The 15,911-nt window shown below is 44.7% G+C and carries 13 protein-coding genes; 10 read left to right on the top strand and 3 right to left on the bottom strand.

The window, feature by feature from the left end; genetic code table 11:
• Positions 1–30: 30 nt before the first annotated feature.
• From DPF91_RS05170 to DPF91_RS05155, 4 genes are all read left to right on the top strand, one after another.
• A complete protein-coding gene (locus tag DPF91_RS05170; RefSeq protein ID WP_117233375.1) occupies positions 31–3,354 on the top strand; it encodes a helix-turn-helix domain-containing protein in 3,324 nt (1,107 codons plus the stop codon).
• A 723-nt stretch (positions 3,355–4,077) separates the two neighbouring features.
• Positions 4,078–4,305: a FeoA family protein gene (locus DPF91_RS05165; protein WP_117233374.1), complete on the top strand. Its 228-nt coding sequence runs from the start codon at positions 4,078–4,080 to the stop codon at positions 4,303–4,305.
• Positions 4,305–6,578: a Fe(2+) transporter permease subunit FeoB gene (gene feoB / locus DPF91_RS05160; protein WP_117233373.1), complete on the top strand. Its 2,274-nt coding sequence runs from the start codon at positions 4,305–4,307 to the stop codon at positions 6,576–6,578. The genes DPF91_RS05165 and feoB overlap by 1 nt, the downstream gene beginning before the upstream one ends.
• Positions 6,575–6,805 carry a FeoC-like transcriptional regulator gene (locus DPF91_RS05155; protein ID WP_117233372.1) on the top strand — a complete coding sequence of 77 codons (231 nt, stop codon included), beginning with the start codon at positions 6,575–6,577 and terminating at the stop codon, positions 6,803–6,805. Before feoB ends, DPF91_RS05155 begins: the two co-directional genes overlap by 4 nt.
• Before the next feature lie 75 nt (positions 6,806–6,880).
• Here the strand turns inward: DPF91_RS05155 and DPF91_RS05150 are convergent, their stop codons facing one another.
• Both DPF91_RS05150 and argS read right to left on the bottom strand, forming a co-directional pair.
• A complete protein-coding gene (locus tag DPF91_RS05150) occupies positions 6,881–7,312 on the bottom strand; it encodes an HIT family protein (RefSeq protein ID WP_117233371.1) in 432 nt (143 codons plus the stop codon).
• A 289-nt stretch (positions 7,313–7,601) separates the two neighbouring features.
• The gene (argS, locus tag DPF91_RS05145) at positions 7,602–9,335 is read right to left on the bottom strand and encodes an arginine--tRNA ligase (protein ID WP_117233370.1); all 1,734 of its coding nucleotides are present in this window, start codon (positions 9,333–9,335) and stop codon (positions 7,602–7,604) included.
• Positions 9,336–9,558: 223 nt separating this feature from the next.
• Between argS and DPF91_RS05140 the strand changes: the two genes are divergently transcribed.
• Entirely contained in the window at positions 9,559–10,158 is a 600-nt protein-coding gene (locus DPF91_RS05140; protein ID WP_117233369.1) for a VOC family protein, read from the top strand.
• 69 nt (positions 10,159–10,227) lie between these two features.
• On the opposite strand, the gene purU is transcribed toward DPF91_RS05140, so the two are convergent.
• Positions 10,228–11,061 carry a formyltetrahydrofolate deformylase gene (gene purU / locus DPF91_RS05135; protein WP_117233368.1) on the bottom strand — a complete coding sequence of 278 codons (834 nt, stop codon included), beginning with the start codon at positions 11,059–11,061 and terminating at the stop codon, positions 10,228–10,230.
• A gap of 208 nt (positions 11,062–11,269) precedes the next feature.
• Here purU and DPF91_RS05130 point away from each other — a divergent pair, with 208 nt between their 5' ends.
• Genes DPF91_RS05130 through DPF91_RS05110 form a run of 5 tightly spaced genes read left to right on the top strand, consistent with a single transcriptional unit; the run spans position 11,270 to position 15,815 of the window.
• Entirely contained in the window at positions 11,270–13,219 is a 1,950-nt protein-coding gene (locus DPF91_RS05130; protein ID WP_117233367.1) for a DNA repair helicase YoaA, read from the top strand.
• 29 nt (positions 13,220–13,248) lie between these two features.
• Positions 13,249–13,956: a tRNA (adenosine(37)-N6)-threonylcarbamoyltransferase complex dimerization subunit type 1 TsaB gene (tsaB, locus tag DPF91_RS05125; protein WP_117233366.1), complete on the top strand. Its 708-nt coding sequence runs from the start codon at positions 13,249–13,251 to the stop codon at positions 13,954–13,956.
• A 47-nt stretch (positions 13,957–14,003) separates the two neighbouring features.
• Positions 14,004–14,309, top strand: a complete 306-nt coding sequence (locus DPF91_RS05120) for a chromosome partitioning protein ParA (RefSeq protein WP_117233365.1) — start codon at positions 14,004–14,006, stop codon at positions 14,307–14,309.
• Positions 14,310–14,365: 56 nt separating this feature from the next.
• Complete coding sequence (locus DPF91_RS05115) at positions 14,366–14,962, top strand: Slp family lipoprotein (protein ID WP_117233364.1); 597 nt, start codon at positions 14,366–14,368, stop codon at positions 14,960–14,962.
• A gap of 1 nt (position 14,963) precedes the next feature.
• On the top strand, positions 14,964–15,815 hold the full coding sequence (locus DPF91_RS05110; protein ID WP_117233363.1) for an alpha/beta fold hydrolase: 852 nt from the start codon (positions 14,964–14,966) through the stop codon (positions 15,813–15,815).
• The last annotated feature ends 96 nt before the right edge of the window (positions 15,816–15,911 follow it).

The raw sequence follows: 15,911 nt of genomic DNA, 5'->3' as shown, positions 1-15,911 counted from the left end.
TCTCGAAATAACTCTCAAGGTATTGCTAGGGTGCGCTTAATCGTTAGTTTGCTAATCTTTGTTTGGTCACACTGTTTATTAGCAGCCTCCCCACTATTCTATTCATTGCCTTTACAAACTGACGGCGACTATCTAGCGGTTGAAAAGCTTCATCTCGGTGTAGATGGTGGCTTGTGGTTCAAGAATATTTTTGGGGAAGTGGCCTACTACGATGGAACTAATGTACTGCCGCGTCAAGGCAGTGCGCTAAGCCATAAATCCTCCCAAATAGCCTATCACAACAATCTATTTTGGACCTTTGAAGATAACACCGTGTTTGAGCAAAAACCTGGGTTCGAAGCAGAGCGTATATTAACGGTTACCACCAGCAGTAAGATCCAAAATATTGGCTACTCTAACGGCTTTTTGTGGTTCAGCGACTACACTACGTTTTATTTCTATGAGTTGGCATCAAAGCGGCTTGAACAACTCTCTCTAGACTTGCTTGAGCACTATACCTATAGCCCTCGTTCAATCTTAAATACAGCAATTCGAGTCGGCAGCCGATGGGTATTAGCGACAACTGAAGGGCTCTTTCTCTCTGAAGATGAACAATTTGAATTCGTACCTGAATCTAAAGGTTTATCAATCAACCAACTTTACTATTCAACTAATCGGCGAGAGCTCGTTGTTGGAAGCAATCACGTCGTTGCTATTGTCGATATTCACACCAACAAACCCAATAAAGTTATATCTATCGATGCCAATGCTACCGCTGTTATTGAGACAGAGTCCGATTACTGGATAGGAACCACAAACGGTCTTTATATTAAGTCGTTTGTAGACGATGAAATTCGCCATGTTCGAAGTCATGACCGAGAGCCATATTCGCTACTGGGAAACCAAGTACGTGACTTACTCAATGATGGAAGAGGCGGGATATGGTTGGCAACCGACAAAGGTGTCGTTTATCACTCTCTTTATAGTAGTGTTTTCAATCGTATTGATACCCTGGATACGCTCTTTAAAACGCCATTGGGGGAAATCAATCAAATTATTCCTTTTGGCACACAAGACTTTTTGATCGCCTCTCACTTAGGAATCCTCCAATTGAGCCACGACCATCTAAAACGCGTTGTTCGTGGTCGAGTGGAGAGCCTTGCACAGTACCAAAACCAAATATGGGGTGTTAGGCAAAATAATCTCATCTTGCTAGAGAAAGACAGACTAAATTTATTCAACTACCAGAAAATTGGGATTTCGAAGCCTAAGTGGGTACTTACTTTAGGTGTTGATGAACTCTGGACTGCAGATGATAGGTTTTTAACCAAACTGTCCTTACGCGGCGTGAATTTCGACAAAGAGTTGACCATTGAGAAACGAGTTCAATTGCCTGTTGGTATCAGTGTCGAATCCTTGGAAGGAAGCGAGGATAAGGGGATGTTATTAGGTACCGATTTAGGCGTTTTATCGTTTACTGGCAATCAACTTGCTTGGTTAACAGAACCAGAAGAAATCGGCAAGGTAACGCAAACAGCGACAAATACCAATACCACATGGTTAGTGTCTGAAAGAGGGTTATTCAATAAAGGCGCCGATCAACAGCAATTTGAACATGTTGTGATGCCAGAGTCGAAGACTGAAGCTGTATGCGTTGCAACTTTTACTTCACCTCATCCATATCAAGAAGCGTGGCTAGTTAGTTCGAAAGGGCTTTCTTATTATCGTGATGGTCAGATCGTTAAGCATTTTGGGTCACCCTATGGTTTGATTAACAATGAATTCTCAGTAAATAGCTGTGCAATTAATCAAGACGGTACACAGATACTCATGGCATCCAAATACGGTTTGGTGCTATCGAACTTAAGCGAGCTGGATGCGTTGATTATCCCAACCAGTAACGTGTTGGTTTCGCAGGTGCTTATTAATCAGGAGCCGACTTCTTGGTTCGAAGGGATGCCATTAACCGTGAAATATGAGCACTCTCTTTCTTTTCTTTTTGGCTCATTACCAGATTTCGGCTTTAACAAGCTTGAATATCGATTTACCGAAGACGGGAACGAGGATTGGTCCTCATTACCCAGCGCTCGTTTGACGTTTGAGTATCTAAAGCCTGGGGAACATACGTTGGAAGTTCGGGTAGCGTCAACCTTGCCTCAAGAAAGTCAAAGTACTTTCATCACCTTTCATGTATTAAAGCCTTGGTACTTTCAAACATCGTCTATCGTGTTAGCAGTGATTACAGCAGCAGTGATAATAGTTCTGTGCTTTTTGTGGCGCTCGAGAGTAATACGATTACACAATGCAGAGTTGAGGCGCCAGGTACAGGTAAAAACGAGCCAAATACAGCACCAGAGCCGCGTATTACTAGCCAACAATCAGCAAATCCGAAAAACGGCCTATGCGCGTCAGTTAATGATCCGTAATACGCTACAGAAATCACTATTACAACATCAAAGGCAATTTCGACTTGTGGAGAGTCAACCAGAATGGCAAGAGATGTATGCTGAGGATATGCTGCAATCTATTGAAGCGATTGAGCTTGTTCTAGGACTTAAGGACACTGAGCGCAATGCTCTTAAAGAATACAACCTAGCACAAACCATTGATCTAATTGTGGAAGCTTGGTGCGATGAACTCATTAAGTTCGGTATCTCGATAGATATCGACTTCCAAACACCTTATCGATATATACAAGCGACAACGTATAATCTTGATGTGGTAATCAATGTATTCATCGCAGATGCACTGAAACGTGCACACAGAAGTCAGACAATTACGATCGAGATCTCTGATAGTGAAGGACAGCTCCAGTTACTCATAAGTGACAGCGGGCGAGCAGTCGATATGGCGATGCTGGTCGCAACAGTTTCACATTCTTCGACTCAATCAATACAAGATATGGTGAGGCTGACCGGAGGAGCTATAGCGTTTTCTCGTATTTCTGGTGCTAACCATACACAGATTTCTTGGCCATTGATTGAAAAAGGGAAGGTTCAAAACAATCAAATTAAGTCTATCCATACGTTGACCAAGTCAGAATCAAAGCAGGTGGCTCGTCAGGAGTGGTTACAAAAGGTGAAAGCGCTTGTTGAGGAGCTTTATGCTGAACCGGCGTTTGGTACTACATCCATTTCGGAACACTTGTTTATGTCTGAACGGAGTTTTCAGCGACGATTTAAGCAAGTCACCAACCGCACGTTTACCGATTACCTGCTGGAATATCGGCTCGATAAAGCCTGTGAGCTGCTGAGTGAAGGGTTAATGATATCTGATGTGGCTTTTGCAACGGGCTTCAATGAACCGTCTTACTTCTCGCAACGCTTTAAGCAGCAATTTGGCTTAACACCCTCGCAGTTCGTATCTGGCTTGTAGGCCCAAACTGAGTCATCTCGAAATTTCAACAGTACCAGGATACACAGAATGAACAGGCAGACCGTTTGGGATGCCTGTTTTTTATGCTTTGAGTTTTCAGTTTATTATTGAAAGCTAGGTGAAAATAGCATTCGAGGTGTGGGTATCTAGCGATCGTGTGGTACAACATCTTGTTGTCAGATAGTGGAAGAGTAGAAGGCTCGGTGGCCGCTAAAGAATGAAGGGGAATGAATAACGATGAAGCGGGGGATAAGAAAAAATAACGTGGCATGGTCGGGGGACAATGCCACGGGTGTCAAAGACACCTTCGCTTGCTGCCGGAGTAGCACCTAAGTGCTACCTCTGGAATCTAGTTCAGGAGAGCATCTCCTTGATGTGTTCATACTAATCACAACCACTTATTTTACTTATAAAATTAACGACAATGGACTGTAATAAAAGCGCCATATTTCCATTCTTTATATAAGTTACTGAAATTAAACGGCTTATTCATCTCTTTTGGATTGGTTATCCTATTTGTTTTGGGTGAGAGTAATGGGGTGTTTTGAGTTTGACGTTTTTGACGTAGTTAATATCACCACTTTTAACGGTCAGAGAATGTCCCGACAAAGCCTAAGTGCGAATTATTATCACTTGATCTAAGTCAAGACATGGCAAGAAGAAAAGAGTAAAATTTTGTAAATGTTAATTCTTATCATTTCTACTTAATCTGAGGCTCAGGTTGTGAAGCTATCTAATATGAACAATGGTCAAGTTGGCCAAATAGTGTCACTAGACGCACTAGAAACTGGCGCTAGAAAGAAACTGATGATTATGGGTGTGTTACCGAACACTCAGGTTCGTCTTGTTCGAACTGCCCCTATGGGTGACCCACTTCAAATTGAGGTGCGCGGTGTTTCTTTAGCGGTTCGTAAGTCGATGGCTGAACAAATTGAGGTGGAGTGCAAATAATGAACTACCAAATTTTAACAGTCGGTAACCCTAACAGTGGTAAAACGACGCTATTTAATGCACTCACAGGCGCTAAACAGCACGTTGGTAACTGGGCTGGTGTCACAGTTGAAAAGAAAACCGGTCAATATGCCCATGCTGGTGATCAGTTTGAACTGACTGACCTTCCTGGTATCTATGCATTAGACAGTGGTAATGATGGCAACAGCATTGATGAGTCAATCGCTTCGCGTGCTGTTTTAACTCATCCAGCAGACGTCATCATTAATGTTGTTGATGCGAGCTCATTAGAACGTAGCCTCTACATGACCATGCAATTGCGTGAGCTCGGTCGTCCAATGGTGGTGGTTCTTAATAAGATGGATGTGATTAAGCGTGAACGCCTAACCATCAACATTAAAGAGTTAGAGAAACAGTTAGGCTGTCCTGTGATGACGCTGTCAGCGACGGACAAAACTCAGGTCGCTAAGTTCAAAGAGAGCTTACACAAGCTGCTTGTGCAAGGTGTAAAGCTAGAGCTATTAGCGATTCATTATGAAGCGCAGTTTGAAGAACTTATCTCTAATGCAGAAACTAAATTTGATGATGCTAACGTGTCGCACCGTGCCCTTGCTATTCGCGGTTTAGAGAATGATCTATTGGTTTTGAACAGCCTTTCACCTTCTGACCGAGCTGATATCGACTCCATTCGCAATAACGCAAGCTTCGATATCGATCTTGCAGTTGCCAACACCAAGTACACGTACCTGCATGAGCTATGTAAAAAAGTGCGCCGCAGTGAGGGTAAGCTAAGCCGTAATTTCACAGAAAAGGTTGATCAATTCATTTTGAACAAATGGGTAGGCATTCCTTTCTTTTTCTTTGTGATGTATTTGATGTTTATGTTCTCCATTAACATCGGTAGTGCGTTCATCGACTTCTTTGATATTGGTGTGGGTGCAGTATTGGTAGATGGCGGACATCACCTACTTGATGATCACCTGCCTGTTTGGTTAGTAACAATCTTAGCTGATGGTATTGGTGGTGGTATCCAAACCGTTGCAACCTTTATCCCTGTGATTGCTTGCCTATATCTTTTCCTAGCGGTACTTGAAAGCTCGGGTTACATGGCACGTGCAGCGTTTGTTCTTGATAAGGTGATGCAGAAGATCGGTCTACCGGGCAAAGCTTTCGTTCCATTGGTTTTGGGTTTTGGCTGTAATGTGCCTTCGATCATGGCAACACGTACTCTAGATCAAGAGCGTGAACGTAAACTTGCAGCCTCAATGGCACCGTTCATGTCTTGTGGTGCACGTCTTCCAGTATATGCTCTGTTTGCTGCGGCGTTCTTCCCAGGGGCGGGTCAAAACATCGTATTCGCACTTTATCTGCTTGGTATCGTTGCATCTATCTTTACAGGTCTTTTCCTGAAGAATACGTTGTACCCGGGCTCAAGTGATAGCTTGGTGATGGAAATGCCAGATTACGAATTGCCAACCTTGCAAAACGTTATGATCAAAACATGGCAGAAACTAAAGCGCTTCGTGCTTGGTGCAGGTAAAACCATCGTCGTTGTTGTTGCGATTCTTAGCTTCCTAAATTCAGTGGGTACTGATGGCTCGTTTGGTAACGAAGATTCTGAAAACTCAGTACTGTCTAAAGCAGCACAAGTGGTGACTCCGGTATTTGCTCCATTGGGCGTACAACAAGAGAACTGGCCTGCGACAGTAGGTATCATTACCGGTATCTTTGCTAAAGAGGCGGTTGTGGGCACATTGAACAGCTTATACACCACGCCAGGCGAGGAAGAAGAAGCGGAGTTTGATCTGGCTGCAAGCCTATCTGAAGCTGTGATGACGATTCCTGAGAACCTTGCTGGTCTAAGCTACTCCGATCCTCTAGGTATTGAAGTTGGTGACTTAACAGACTCAGACGCGGTGGCTGAAGACCAAGAAGTAGATTCATCTATTTTTGGTAACCTAAAAGATAAGTTCGCATCAAGCCATGCTGCATTCGCATACTTGATTCTGATCCTACTTTACACACCATGTGTGGCGGCAATGGGTGCCTATGTTCGTGAATTCGGTCAGCTATTCGCTCGATTCATCGCAATTTGGACAATGGCATTGGGTTATTTCGGTGCAACCTTCTACTACCAAGCGACAACATTCGCAGCACACCCAGTATCGAGCGGCGTGTGGATGGTAACGATTGTTGCAGGTTTCGTCTTAACTTACCGAGCATTTAAGCGTGCTGGTAAAAAACAACGTGGGCTAGAGGTTCAAACCGCATGATTTTGACACAACTCCATCAACATATTGAGCAAAATGGACCAGTAAGCCAAAAAGATTTGGCGACTAAGTTTGGCCTGAGTGAAGACGGAGTTGATGCCATGCTTGAGGTATGGATTAAGAAGGGCAAAATTAGCCGCTTGGTCGATACCAACAAGCAAAATCAGGTGACTCGTATTCGCTATGCGGTGAATCGAAATGATGGCTTATCGCTAACAGTCACCATGTAACAACCCTAATGATATAGGTAACGAATAAAACTAAGGCTAGCAAGTTTGCTAGCCTTTTTAGTATTTCTATCTCACTCACGAAGCTTTGTTGAAAATCGAGCTGTGTGAAAGCGCATTCTGGATGCGAGCTGAAATCTCGTTTTGTGTCTCGTCATTGCGGTATTTACCCGCCGTGCTTCCCCATAGAGGGCCAGGCCATGCGATGTCATCTTTGAAGCGAGCAATATGATGAATGTGCAGTTGAGGAACCATATTACCTAGCGCCCCCATGTTTAGCTTATCTGGCTGGAAAGTCGTTTCTAGTGCTAGGCTGACTGTTTGTGACTCTAATAGGAACTGTTGCTGTTCTTCCATCGGCAGGTGATGGAGCTCTTTTAGGTTTTCACGCTTTGGCACCAAGATAACCCAAGGCACAGAATCGTCTTTGCTCAGCAAAGCTAGGCACAGTGGGAACTCGCCAATCACAGTCGTGTCTTTGGCAAGTTGTGGATTTAGTTCGAAGCTCATTGTTCTATCCAATTGATTGTTTTGATTAGTATAAAACAAGGGACTAGGGAGCGCTACGCTCCGGGTTACGGAACGCTTCGCTACAGGTAATAGATTTAAAGAAAGCTAGCAATGTAAAAAACTTGTATGGAGTTGATACGAGGGTAATAGTTCCCGTCACCCAAAACCAAAAAAGGTCGATGTTTTCACATCGACCTCTTAATCTAGTTCTCTAGTTCTCTAGTTCTCTAGTTCTCTAGTTCTCTAGTTCTCTAGTTCTCTAGTTCTCTAGTTCTCTAGTTCTCTTACCTTACATACGCTCTAGCGTATCGATACCTAGTAGCGACAGACCTTGCTTGATTGTCTTCGCAGTAAGAGCCGCTAGCTTCAGACGGCTTTGCTTAACGGCCTCGTCTTCAGCAACTAGGATAGGGCACGCTTCGTAGAAGCTAGAGAATTGACCAGCTAGTTCGAATAGGTAAGTACACATGATGTGTGGTTGACCTTCACGTGCCACAGTTTGTACTGCTTCTTCGAACTGCATTAGTTTAGCGATAAGCGCTTTCTCTTTCGCGTCAGTGATTTGGATTTCGCCTTGAAGCTCATCCATAGAAACGCCAGCTTTAGCAAATACAGACGCAACACGAGTGTAAGCGTACTGCATGTAAGGTGCTGTGTTGCCTTCGAACGCTAGCATGTTGTCCCAGTCAAACACGTAGTCAGTAGTACGGTGCTTAGAAAGGTCCGCATACTTAACTGCTGCCATTGCAACTGTGTTAGCGATCTTAGTTTTTTCTTCAGAAGCCAGTTCAGGGTTCTTAGACTCAATCAGTTTAGCAGCGCGTTCTTCTGCTTCATCAAGAAGATCAGCAAGACGAACCGTACCACCTGCACGAGTCTTAAATGGCTTACCATCTTTACCTAGCATCATGCCGAAAGCGTGGTGCTCAAGAGACACTGACTCAGGGATGTAGTCCGCTTTACGAACGATAGTCCAAGCCTGCATTAAGTGTTGGTGTTGACGAGAGTCGATGAAGTAAAGAACGCGGTCTGCGCCTAGCTCTTCGTAACGGTATTTAGCACATGCGATGTCAGTTGTGGTGTAAAGGAAACCACCGTCGCGCTTCTGGATGATTACACCCATTGGGTCGCCATCTTTGTTTTTGTATTCGTCTAGGAATACAACCTGTGCACCGTCGTCTTCTACTGCTAGCCCTTGCGCTTTAAGGTCAGCAACCACTTTAGGTAGCATGTCGTTGTACTTACTTTCGCCCATTACGTCATCACGAGTTAGCGATACGTTTAGACGGTCGTAGTTACGCTGGTTTTGGATCATGGTGATATCAACCAGTTTTTTCCACATCTCAGCGCAGAATTCGTCGCCGCTTTGTAGCTTAACTACGTAGTTACGTGCTTTAACTGCGAACTCTTCGTCTTCGTCGTATAGCTTTTTAGATTCACGGTAAAAGGCTTCAAGGTCAGAAAGCTCCATAGAAACTTCGCCAGACTCTTGTTGTATACGCTCAAGGTTTGCGATAAGCATACCGAACTGAGTACCCCAGTCACCGATGTGGTTCGCACGGATAACGTTGTGCCCTAGGAACTCAAGAGTACGTACAACCGCATCACCGATGATAGTTGAACGTAGGTGACCCACGTGCATCTCTTTAGCTACGTTTGGCGCAGAGTAATCAGCAACGATCGTTTGTGCTTCTGCTTTTGCAACGCCAAGGCGCTCATCAGCCAGCGCAGCGTCAGCTTGAGTTGCAAGGAACTCATCGCTTAGGAAGATGTTGATAAAACCAGGGCCAGCAATTTCCGTTTTGCTCGCGATACCGTCTAGGTCTAGAACATCCAATACTTTCTGAGCAAATTCTCGAGGGTTAGTACCTAGTCGCTTTGCAACGCCCATTACGCCGTTTGCTTGGTAATCACCAAATTGTGGTTTTGCTGATTGACGAACAGCCGCAGGAGAGCCTGCAGGTGCGCCAGCGGCTTCTAGAGCCTGAGATACTTTGTCGTTAATAAGTGCTTGGATATTCACACGCGTTTCCTTCAATTCAAGGATGGAGAATCAGGCTAAAGTGGGACCCAATTCTGCTGGAGTTCACAAAAATGGCGCTAATGATAACAATTTTATCTCTAATCTTGTAGGGCATTAGGAAGGAAAATTAATCTTCGGTAAGAGGTTCGGATGAGAGGCTAATGACAAACGCACTGTGACAGGTGTACTCTTGGCGAAAATTACATAACAACGAGAAAGTAGAATGTCACAAGCCTTAATTGCAGCAGGGTTAGAACCCAAACAAATGATTGAACGCTTAGATGGTTTCATGGCGAAAATTGAACAGCTTGCAAATCTAATTGAACTCGATATGACCTTTGCTCAAGCCGATCATATCGCGTTGCGAATCAATGATTCGGAGCTAGCTGCACAAGCGCATCAAGCATGGCTAGCATACGGAAACACTATCTCGGAAGCGCAAATTAATGGCCGTCCTATTATCGTGCTTCATTTTAACAAGCCACTAAAGAGTAGAGGCTGGTCAATAGAGTGTTTGGAGTTACCTTACCCTGCAGAGGGCAAGCTTTATCCTAGCCAAGACTGGGAACATGTGGAGTTTGTGATTCCATCGCACGCAGAAACAGCGGATGAATACCTAGCTGACCTTAAGGGGACTTATCCGCAGTTCGGTAATAACTGGGATTCACTGGCAGACAAAGGCGTCAAGGTGAAGCTTTCTAGCCCTAAGGGCGAGGGTGAACGTCTAAACAACCCGACAGTCGCGTTCAAGCATCAGGGTATTTGCATCAAGGTACACCCACATGCGTTGAAGAAGATTGTTGAATCTGAAAGCAGACCCTAGTTGAGAGTGCCTAGTTCCTAGAGGATTGTTTTTCGAGGAACTAGGTACTACATCACTAAGAACCAGCGTCTATAGAATGACGGTCTTGTTGCCGTAAACAAATACGTGGTCGTTTACGACCTTATTAAGTGCTTTGCTTAACACGTTTTTCTCTACATCACGACCCGCTTGTGCCATATCTTGAGCACTGAAGTTATGATCGACAGGGATCACGTCCTGCTTGATGATTGGTCCTTCATCCAAATCGTTCGTCACGAAATGCGCTGTAGCACCGATGATCTTTACACCACGCTCATAAGCTTGCTGGTAAGGTTTCGCGCCGATAAATGCGGGTAAAAAACTGTGATGAATGTTGATGATTTTATGGTGGTACTTTTCAACGAATGTCGGTGTTAGTACGCGCATATATTTAGCTAATACGAGATAATCTGCCTCATACTGGTCAATCACTTCCAGCATCTTTTGTTCATGCTCTTCACGATTCAGCCCTTCATGAGACACATGGTGATAGGGAATATCAAACTTCTCAGTTAGGCCTTGCAGAGTGTCATAGTTGCCGACTACTGCAGCAATCTCAACATCTAAGCTACCATCGAAGTTCTTCATTAAAATGTCACCCAAGCAGTGTGCTTCTTTGGTCACCAGAATAACGATGCGTTTGCGTTCGGAGCCAATTAGCTTGCGCTTCGTCGCTGGTGGTAGCGCTTGGTCAAGATCCGCCAGTAGGGTTTCATCATTAAAGATCCCTTCTAGTTCTGTGCGCATGAAAAAGTGACCACTTGTATTATCTACGAACTCATTGTTATGAATGATGTTGAGTTGGTGCTTATAACAAATGTTGGTGATTTTTGAGATCAGCCCAGGTGCATCTGTGCAGTGGGTAAGGAGTGTCTTTCTTTCCATTTACCAGTATCTTCCGTGTCTAAATTTATAATCTGAATACGTTTTTCGTTGTTTTTCGAGCGTGAATGCGAGTTGCCAACCTGTTTAGAAATGGGGCATTAATAACGAACATACCGTTATAACTAATCTATATTGATTTCAGATTCAACATATTCTCGAAACCTGCCATAATTTCGCGTTCGATTGAAACCTCATTAAAGCGAATGTAATGATCAATAAAGCCTTCTCTGCTGACGGTGCCTTAGGTAAGGCGATTCCCGGATTTCAGCCTCGTCAACCACAGTTGGATATGGCGAATGCTGTTGTGGATGCGATTCAGAATCAGACACAACTGGTCGTGGAGGCAGGGACAGGTACGGGTAAAACATTTGCTTATTTAGTACCAGCATTGATGAGTGGCAAGAAGGTCATCATTAGTACCGGTTCTAAAAACCTGCAAGAGCAGCTCTATCATCGAGATTTGCCGTTAATGATCAGTGCGTTGGGTTTCTATGGGCAAGTAGCGTTATTAAAAGGAAGGTCAAACTACCTTTGTCTTGACCGATTGAGCCGTCAATTGGTGGAAAGCCACTCCAATGAAGCCGAACCAACACTGCTGACTCAGTTGGTAAAAGTGCGTTCCTGGGCATCTGAGACTAAATCGGGTGATTTGGGTGACTGTGAAGATATTGCTGAAGATAGCCCAATCATTCCTACGATTACCTCTACCAATGACAATTGCCTCGGCAAAGAGTGCCCAAGCTATCAAGATTGCTTTGTCTTAAAGGCTCGTAAGCGCGCGCTCGAATCGGATGTGGTAGTGGTTAATCACCATCTTTTTCTTGCGGATGTCGCGATAAAAGAAACAGGGTTTGGTGAACTCATTCCTGAAGCCGATGTGTTTGTTTTCGATGAGGCCCATCAGCTTCCTGACATTGCCAGTCAATACTTTGGCCAGTCGGTGTCGAGTCGTCAGATTCAAGAGCTATCGAAAGATATCGAAATCAGCTATCGAACCGAAGCAAAAGACATGCGTCAGTTACAAAAGGTGGGAGATAGGCTCTATCAAGCCGCGATGGATATGCGCATAGCACTGGGTGAAACGGGCTTTCGAGGCAATTGGCGAGAAGCGTTAAAGTCGCCCTCAATTATCCGTGAAATAGAGCGATTACAAGATACTCTTCAGCTAGCGATTGACGTGCTTAAGCTAGCTTTAGGGCGCAGTGAGTTACTTGATGCTGCTTATGAGCGAGCAAATACCATTAAAAGCCGCATAGACCGAGTGTGTGATGTGTCGATCACCGGTTATTCCTATTGGTATGAAACCTCACCACGGCACTTTAGCCTCCACATTACGCCGCTTTCGGTGGCGGATAAGTTTAAAGAGCATCTGCAAGAAAAGCAGGGAGCCTGGATCTTTACTTCCGCAACGCTAGCGGTTTCAGATGATTTTGGCCATTTTACACAACGTTTGGGCTTAGAACCGAAGCAGCAGTTTTCTTTGCCAAGCCCTTTTGATTATCAATCACAAGCAAGGTTGTGTGTTCCAAGGTATTTACCGGAACCAAACAGTCCGGGAATGGCGGAAAAATTAGTGAGAATCTTGTCGCCAATCATTGAGCACAACCAAGGGCGCTGTTTCTTCCTATGTACGTCGCACAGCATGATGAAAGAGTTGGGAGAACGCTTCCGAGAGCATCTGTCATTGCCCGTATTGATGCAGGGGGAAACTAGTAAGCAGAAAACACTCAACGAGTTTATGGAGCTAGGTAACGCGCTACTGGTTGCAACCGGAGCTTTTTGGGAAGGGATAGATGTTAGAGGTGATGCATTAAGCTGTGTTATCATCGATAAATTGCCCTTTACCGCCCCTGACGATCCGCTACTTAAAGCACGAATTGAAGATTGTCAGCTGAGAGGCGGAGAACCCTTTGCGCAGGTACAGATCCCGGATGCGGTGATTACCTTAAAGCAAGGTGTCGGACGTTTGATTCGTGACCAAAAAGACAAAGGTGCCCTGATTGTCTGTGACAATCGTCTAGTAACGCGTGATTATGGTGGTATATTCCTGCGCAGTTTGCCAGATATCCCAAGAACACGTGACTTGGGTATCATCAAAGAATTTTTAAGCACTCTTGAGCCGCCAAAGGTCAACGAGAGTGATGTCAGCGAAAGCTGAATCGATATAGATAAAATTGAGAAAAAGTAATGAGCCAAAAAATCCTCGCTTTGGATACTTCTACTGAAAATTGTTCTGTTGCACTGCTTGTGGGCGATCAATGTATCGCACGCAGTGAAGTTGCCCCTCGCGACCACACGAAGAAAATTCTGCCTATGGTAGATGAAGTGCTGAAAGAAGCTGGATTGACTCTACAAGACTTAGATGCCCTTGCTTACGGTCGAGGCCCAGGTAGCTTTACTGGTGTTCGTATTGGCATTGGTATTGCGCAAGGTTTAGCGTTTGGTGCAGATTTACCAATGATTGGCGTCTCAACGCTTAAAGCTATGGCTCAAGGCTCTTTCCGCCAGCACGGTGCGACTACTGTAGCAAGCGCTATTGATGCTCGTATGAGTGAGGTGTACTGGGGACGTTTTGAACGCTTGGAAAACGGTGATTGGACAGAAGTGGATGAAGAGTGTGTGATTCCACCTGCGGAACTTGTTGAGCAGCTAAAAGACAATGCGAGTGAGGCTAAATGGCGTCAAGCAGGTACCGGTTGGTCTGCTTATGAGACAGAACTCGAGATGCTAAACTTGGATAGCGAAGCTGGTGAAGTACTGTATCCCGAGGCACAAGACATTGTTCATCTAGCTCGTTATGAGTTTGAGAAAGGCAATACGGTACCGGTTGAAGAATCAAGCCCAGTATACCTTCGCGACAAGGTCGCGTGGAAAAAGCTCCCAGGCCGAGAATAACCTAAGCAAGTAATGATTTTGTAGTCGTTCAAATGGTTGTGTGAAACATGGTTTCGATTAACGGTTTACCCCCCGCTCGTATACCGAGTACTTCGTCTTCACAGAAGGCGAGGAAGAACAGCAAGGTAAATCAAAGCAAGGAAATGAGAGAAGTTGGCCATACCTCCAAGGTGGCCAATGCGGTTTCGCACACCATTAAACAGCTGAACGAAAGCGACTTGCATCGTGCACAGGTGCAGTATGATCTTCCTGAAGGCCGAAGCCGTAAAGCAATGGAAGAGTACATGGATGTTATGAATCACAGTCGTAAAGAGGAACTTGCCAAGATGTTAGGAGTCGACATCTACATCTAGTCACGCTTTTATATCGCTTAGCTTCTTTGGACATTCCTCATCACTTCGAGGCCATTATGAAACCTTTCTTGCATCAAACAGCACGCTCGTCTCTCATTACACTTTTGTCACTGACTTTGTTAGCGGGTTGTTCTTCTCTTCCTGAATCACTGATAACCCCCTCTGAAAATGTGTTGATTGATTACGCATCTGTCGCCGAACAATCTAGCGCTGTTACCGAACCTAGTAACGGGCAGTCTTCTCAAGTCGCTCGTCTTGGTGGAGTCATCGCCAAGGTTTCTAATGCAGAAAATAGAACGCGTATTGAAATGGTAAACTTGCCAATCAGTAGTGCGGGTAAGCCAGATATTAATAAAGAACCAGAGGGACGCTTTGTCGCGTATGTTGACGGTTTCGTTGACCCAGTCACCTTCTCTGAAGGACGTTTGATTACGGTATTGGGTCGCGTCGCCCCATCTGAGAAGGGCAAGGTTGAGGAGTTCGTTTACCAGTACCCAGTGATTGACGCCGATGGCTATCACCTGTGGCGAATCCAAGAACGAGTAGTGATTCACGATACGGGTAGCTATTTACATAATTGTCGTGGAATTCATTGTCGAGGTGTTTATGTTAGCCCGTCTCGACAAGGTACCGTTATTCAAGAGGTAAGATAACATCAAGGAAATCGCTATCCTTACCGCTGGTGGAAAGCTCGCGGCGTTCGAGTATGGTCAACCCTCAAGTCAGACACCTAGTTTGGTATTTATTCATGGTTGGTTAGACAACTCGGCCAGCTTTTTATCTACTTTGGCTGAGATACATCAGCGGCACCCAGACTTACACCTTTTGGCGATCGACCTACCTGGTCACGGCTGTTCGTTTCATAAATCATCCGATAATTTCTATCCATTTCATGACTATATTGACGATCTTAATCAAGTCCTGCTGTATATTTCGCCAAACAAACCTGTATTGATAGGACATTCTCTTGGTGCATTGATTGCAAGTTGCTATAGTGCCGCCTTTCCTGAAAAGGTATCAGGATTAGTTCAAATCGAAGGTTATGGACCTCTTTCTGAATCCCCGCAAAACAGTGTTTCTAGGTTGAGGCAAGGGGTGTTAAGTCGACAACGACAGCGCAGAAAGCCTTCACGCCCACTGACATCGTTTGAAGATGCGTTAGCACTGAGAGTAAAAGCAAATCAATTACCTGCTGAGCTACTGAGCCCGATCGTCAAACGCGCCACCAATTATGATGGAAAACAGTGGCAGTGGCGACACGACGCAAAGCTAAAGTGCGACTCTTTATACCGAATGTCTCGCCCACATGCCGAAGCTATATTGGCTGCGATTACCTGCCCTAATCTCGTTATTTTGGGTGACCAGGGGTATGAGCGATTACGTGAAGAGTCGCAATACGTAGCGAACATGCAACAAATAGAGGTGATCTCTGGTGGTCATCACTGTCATTTGCAACAACCAAAGCTTGTCGCTGAGCTAATTCTTGGTTTAGTTAACAAAATTTAAACAAGTGTTTGAGACTTTCGTGCTCAAGCTCTAATGCTGTGCTGTAATAGACGTTCGCCAATGCAGGGTGATAATTGTTGCTAAGTGGCAACGAAC

This window comes from Vibrio maerlii, from assembly GCF_003415655.1.
GTDB lineage: Bacteria > Pseudomonadota > Gammaproteobacteria > Enterobacterales > Vibrionaceae > Vibrio > Vibrio maerlii.
The sequence above is the reverse complement of the archived record's forward strand: the minus strand, read 5'-3'. Positions and strand labels throughout refer to the sequence as shown.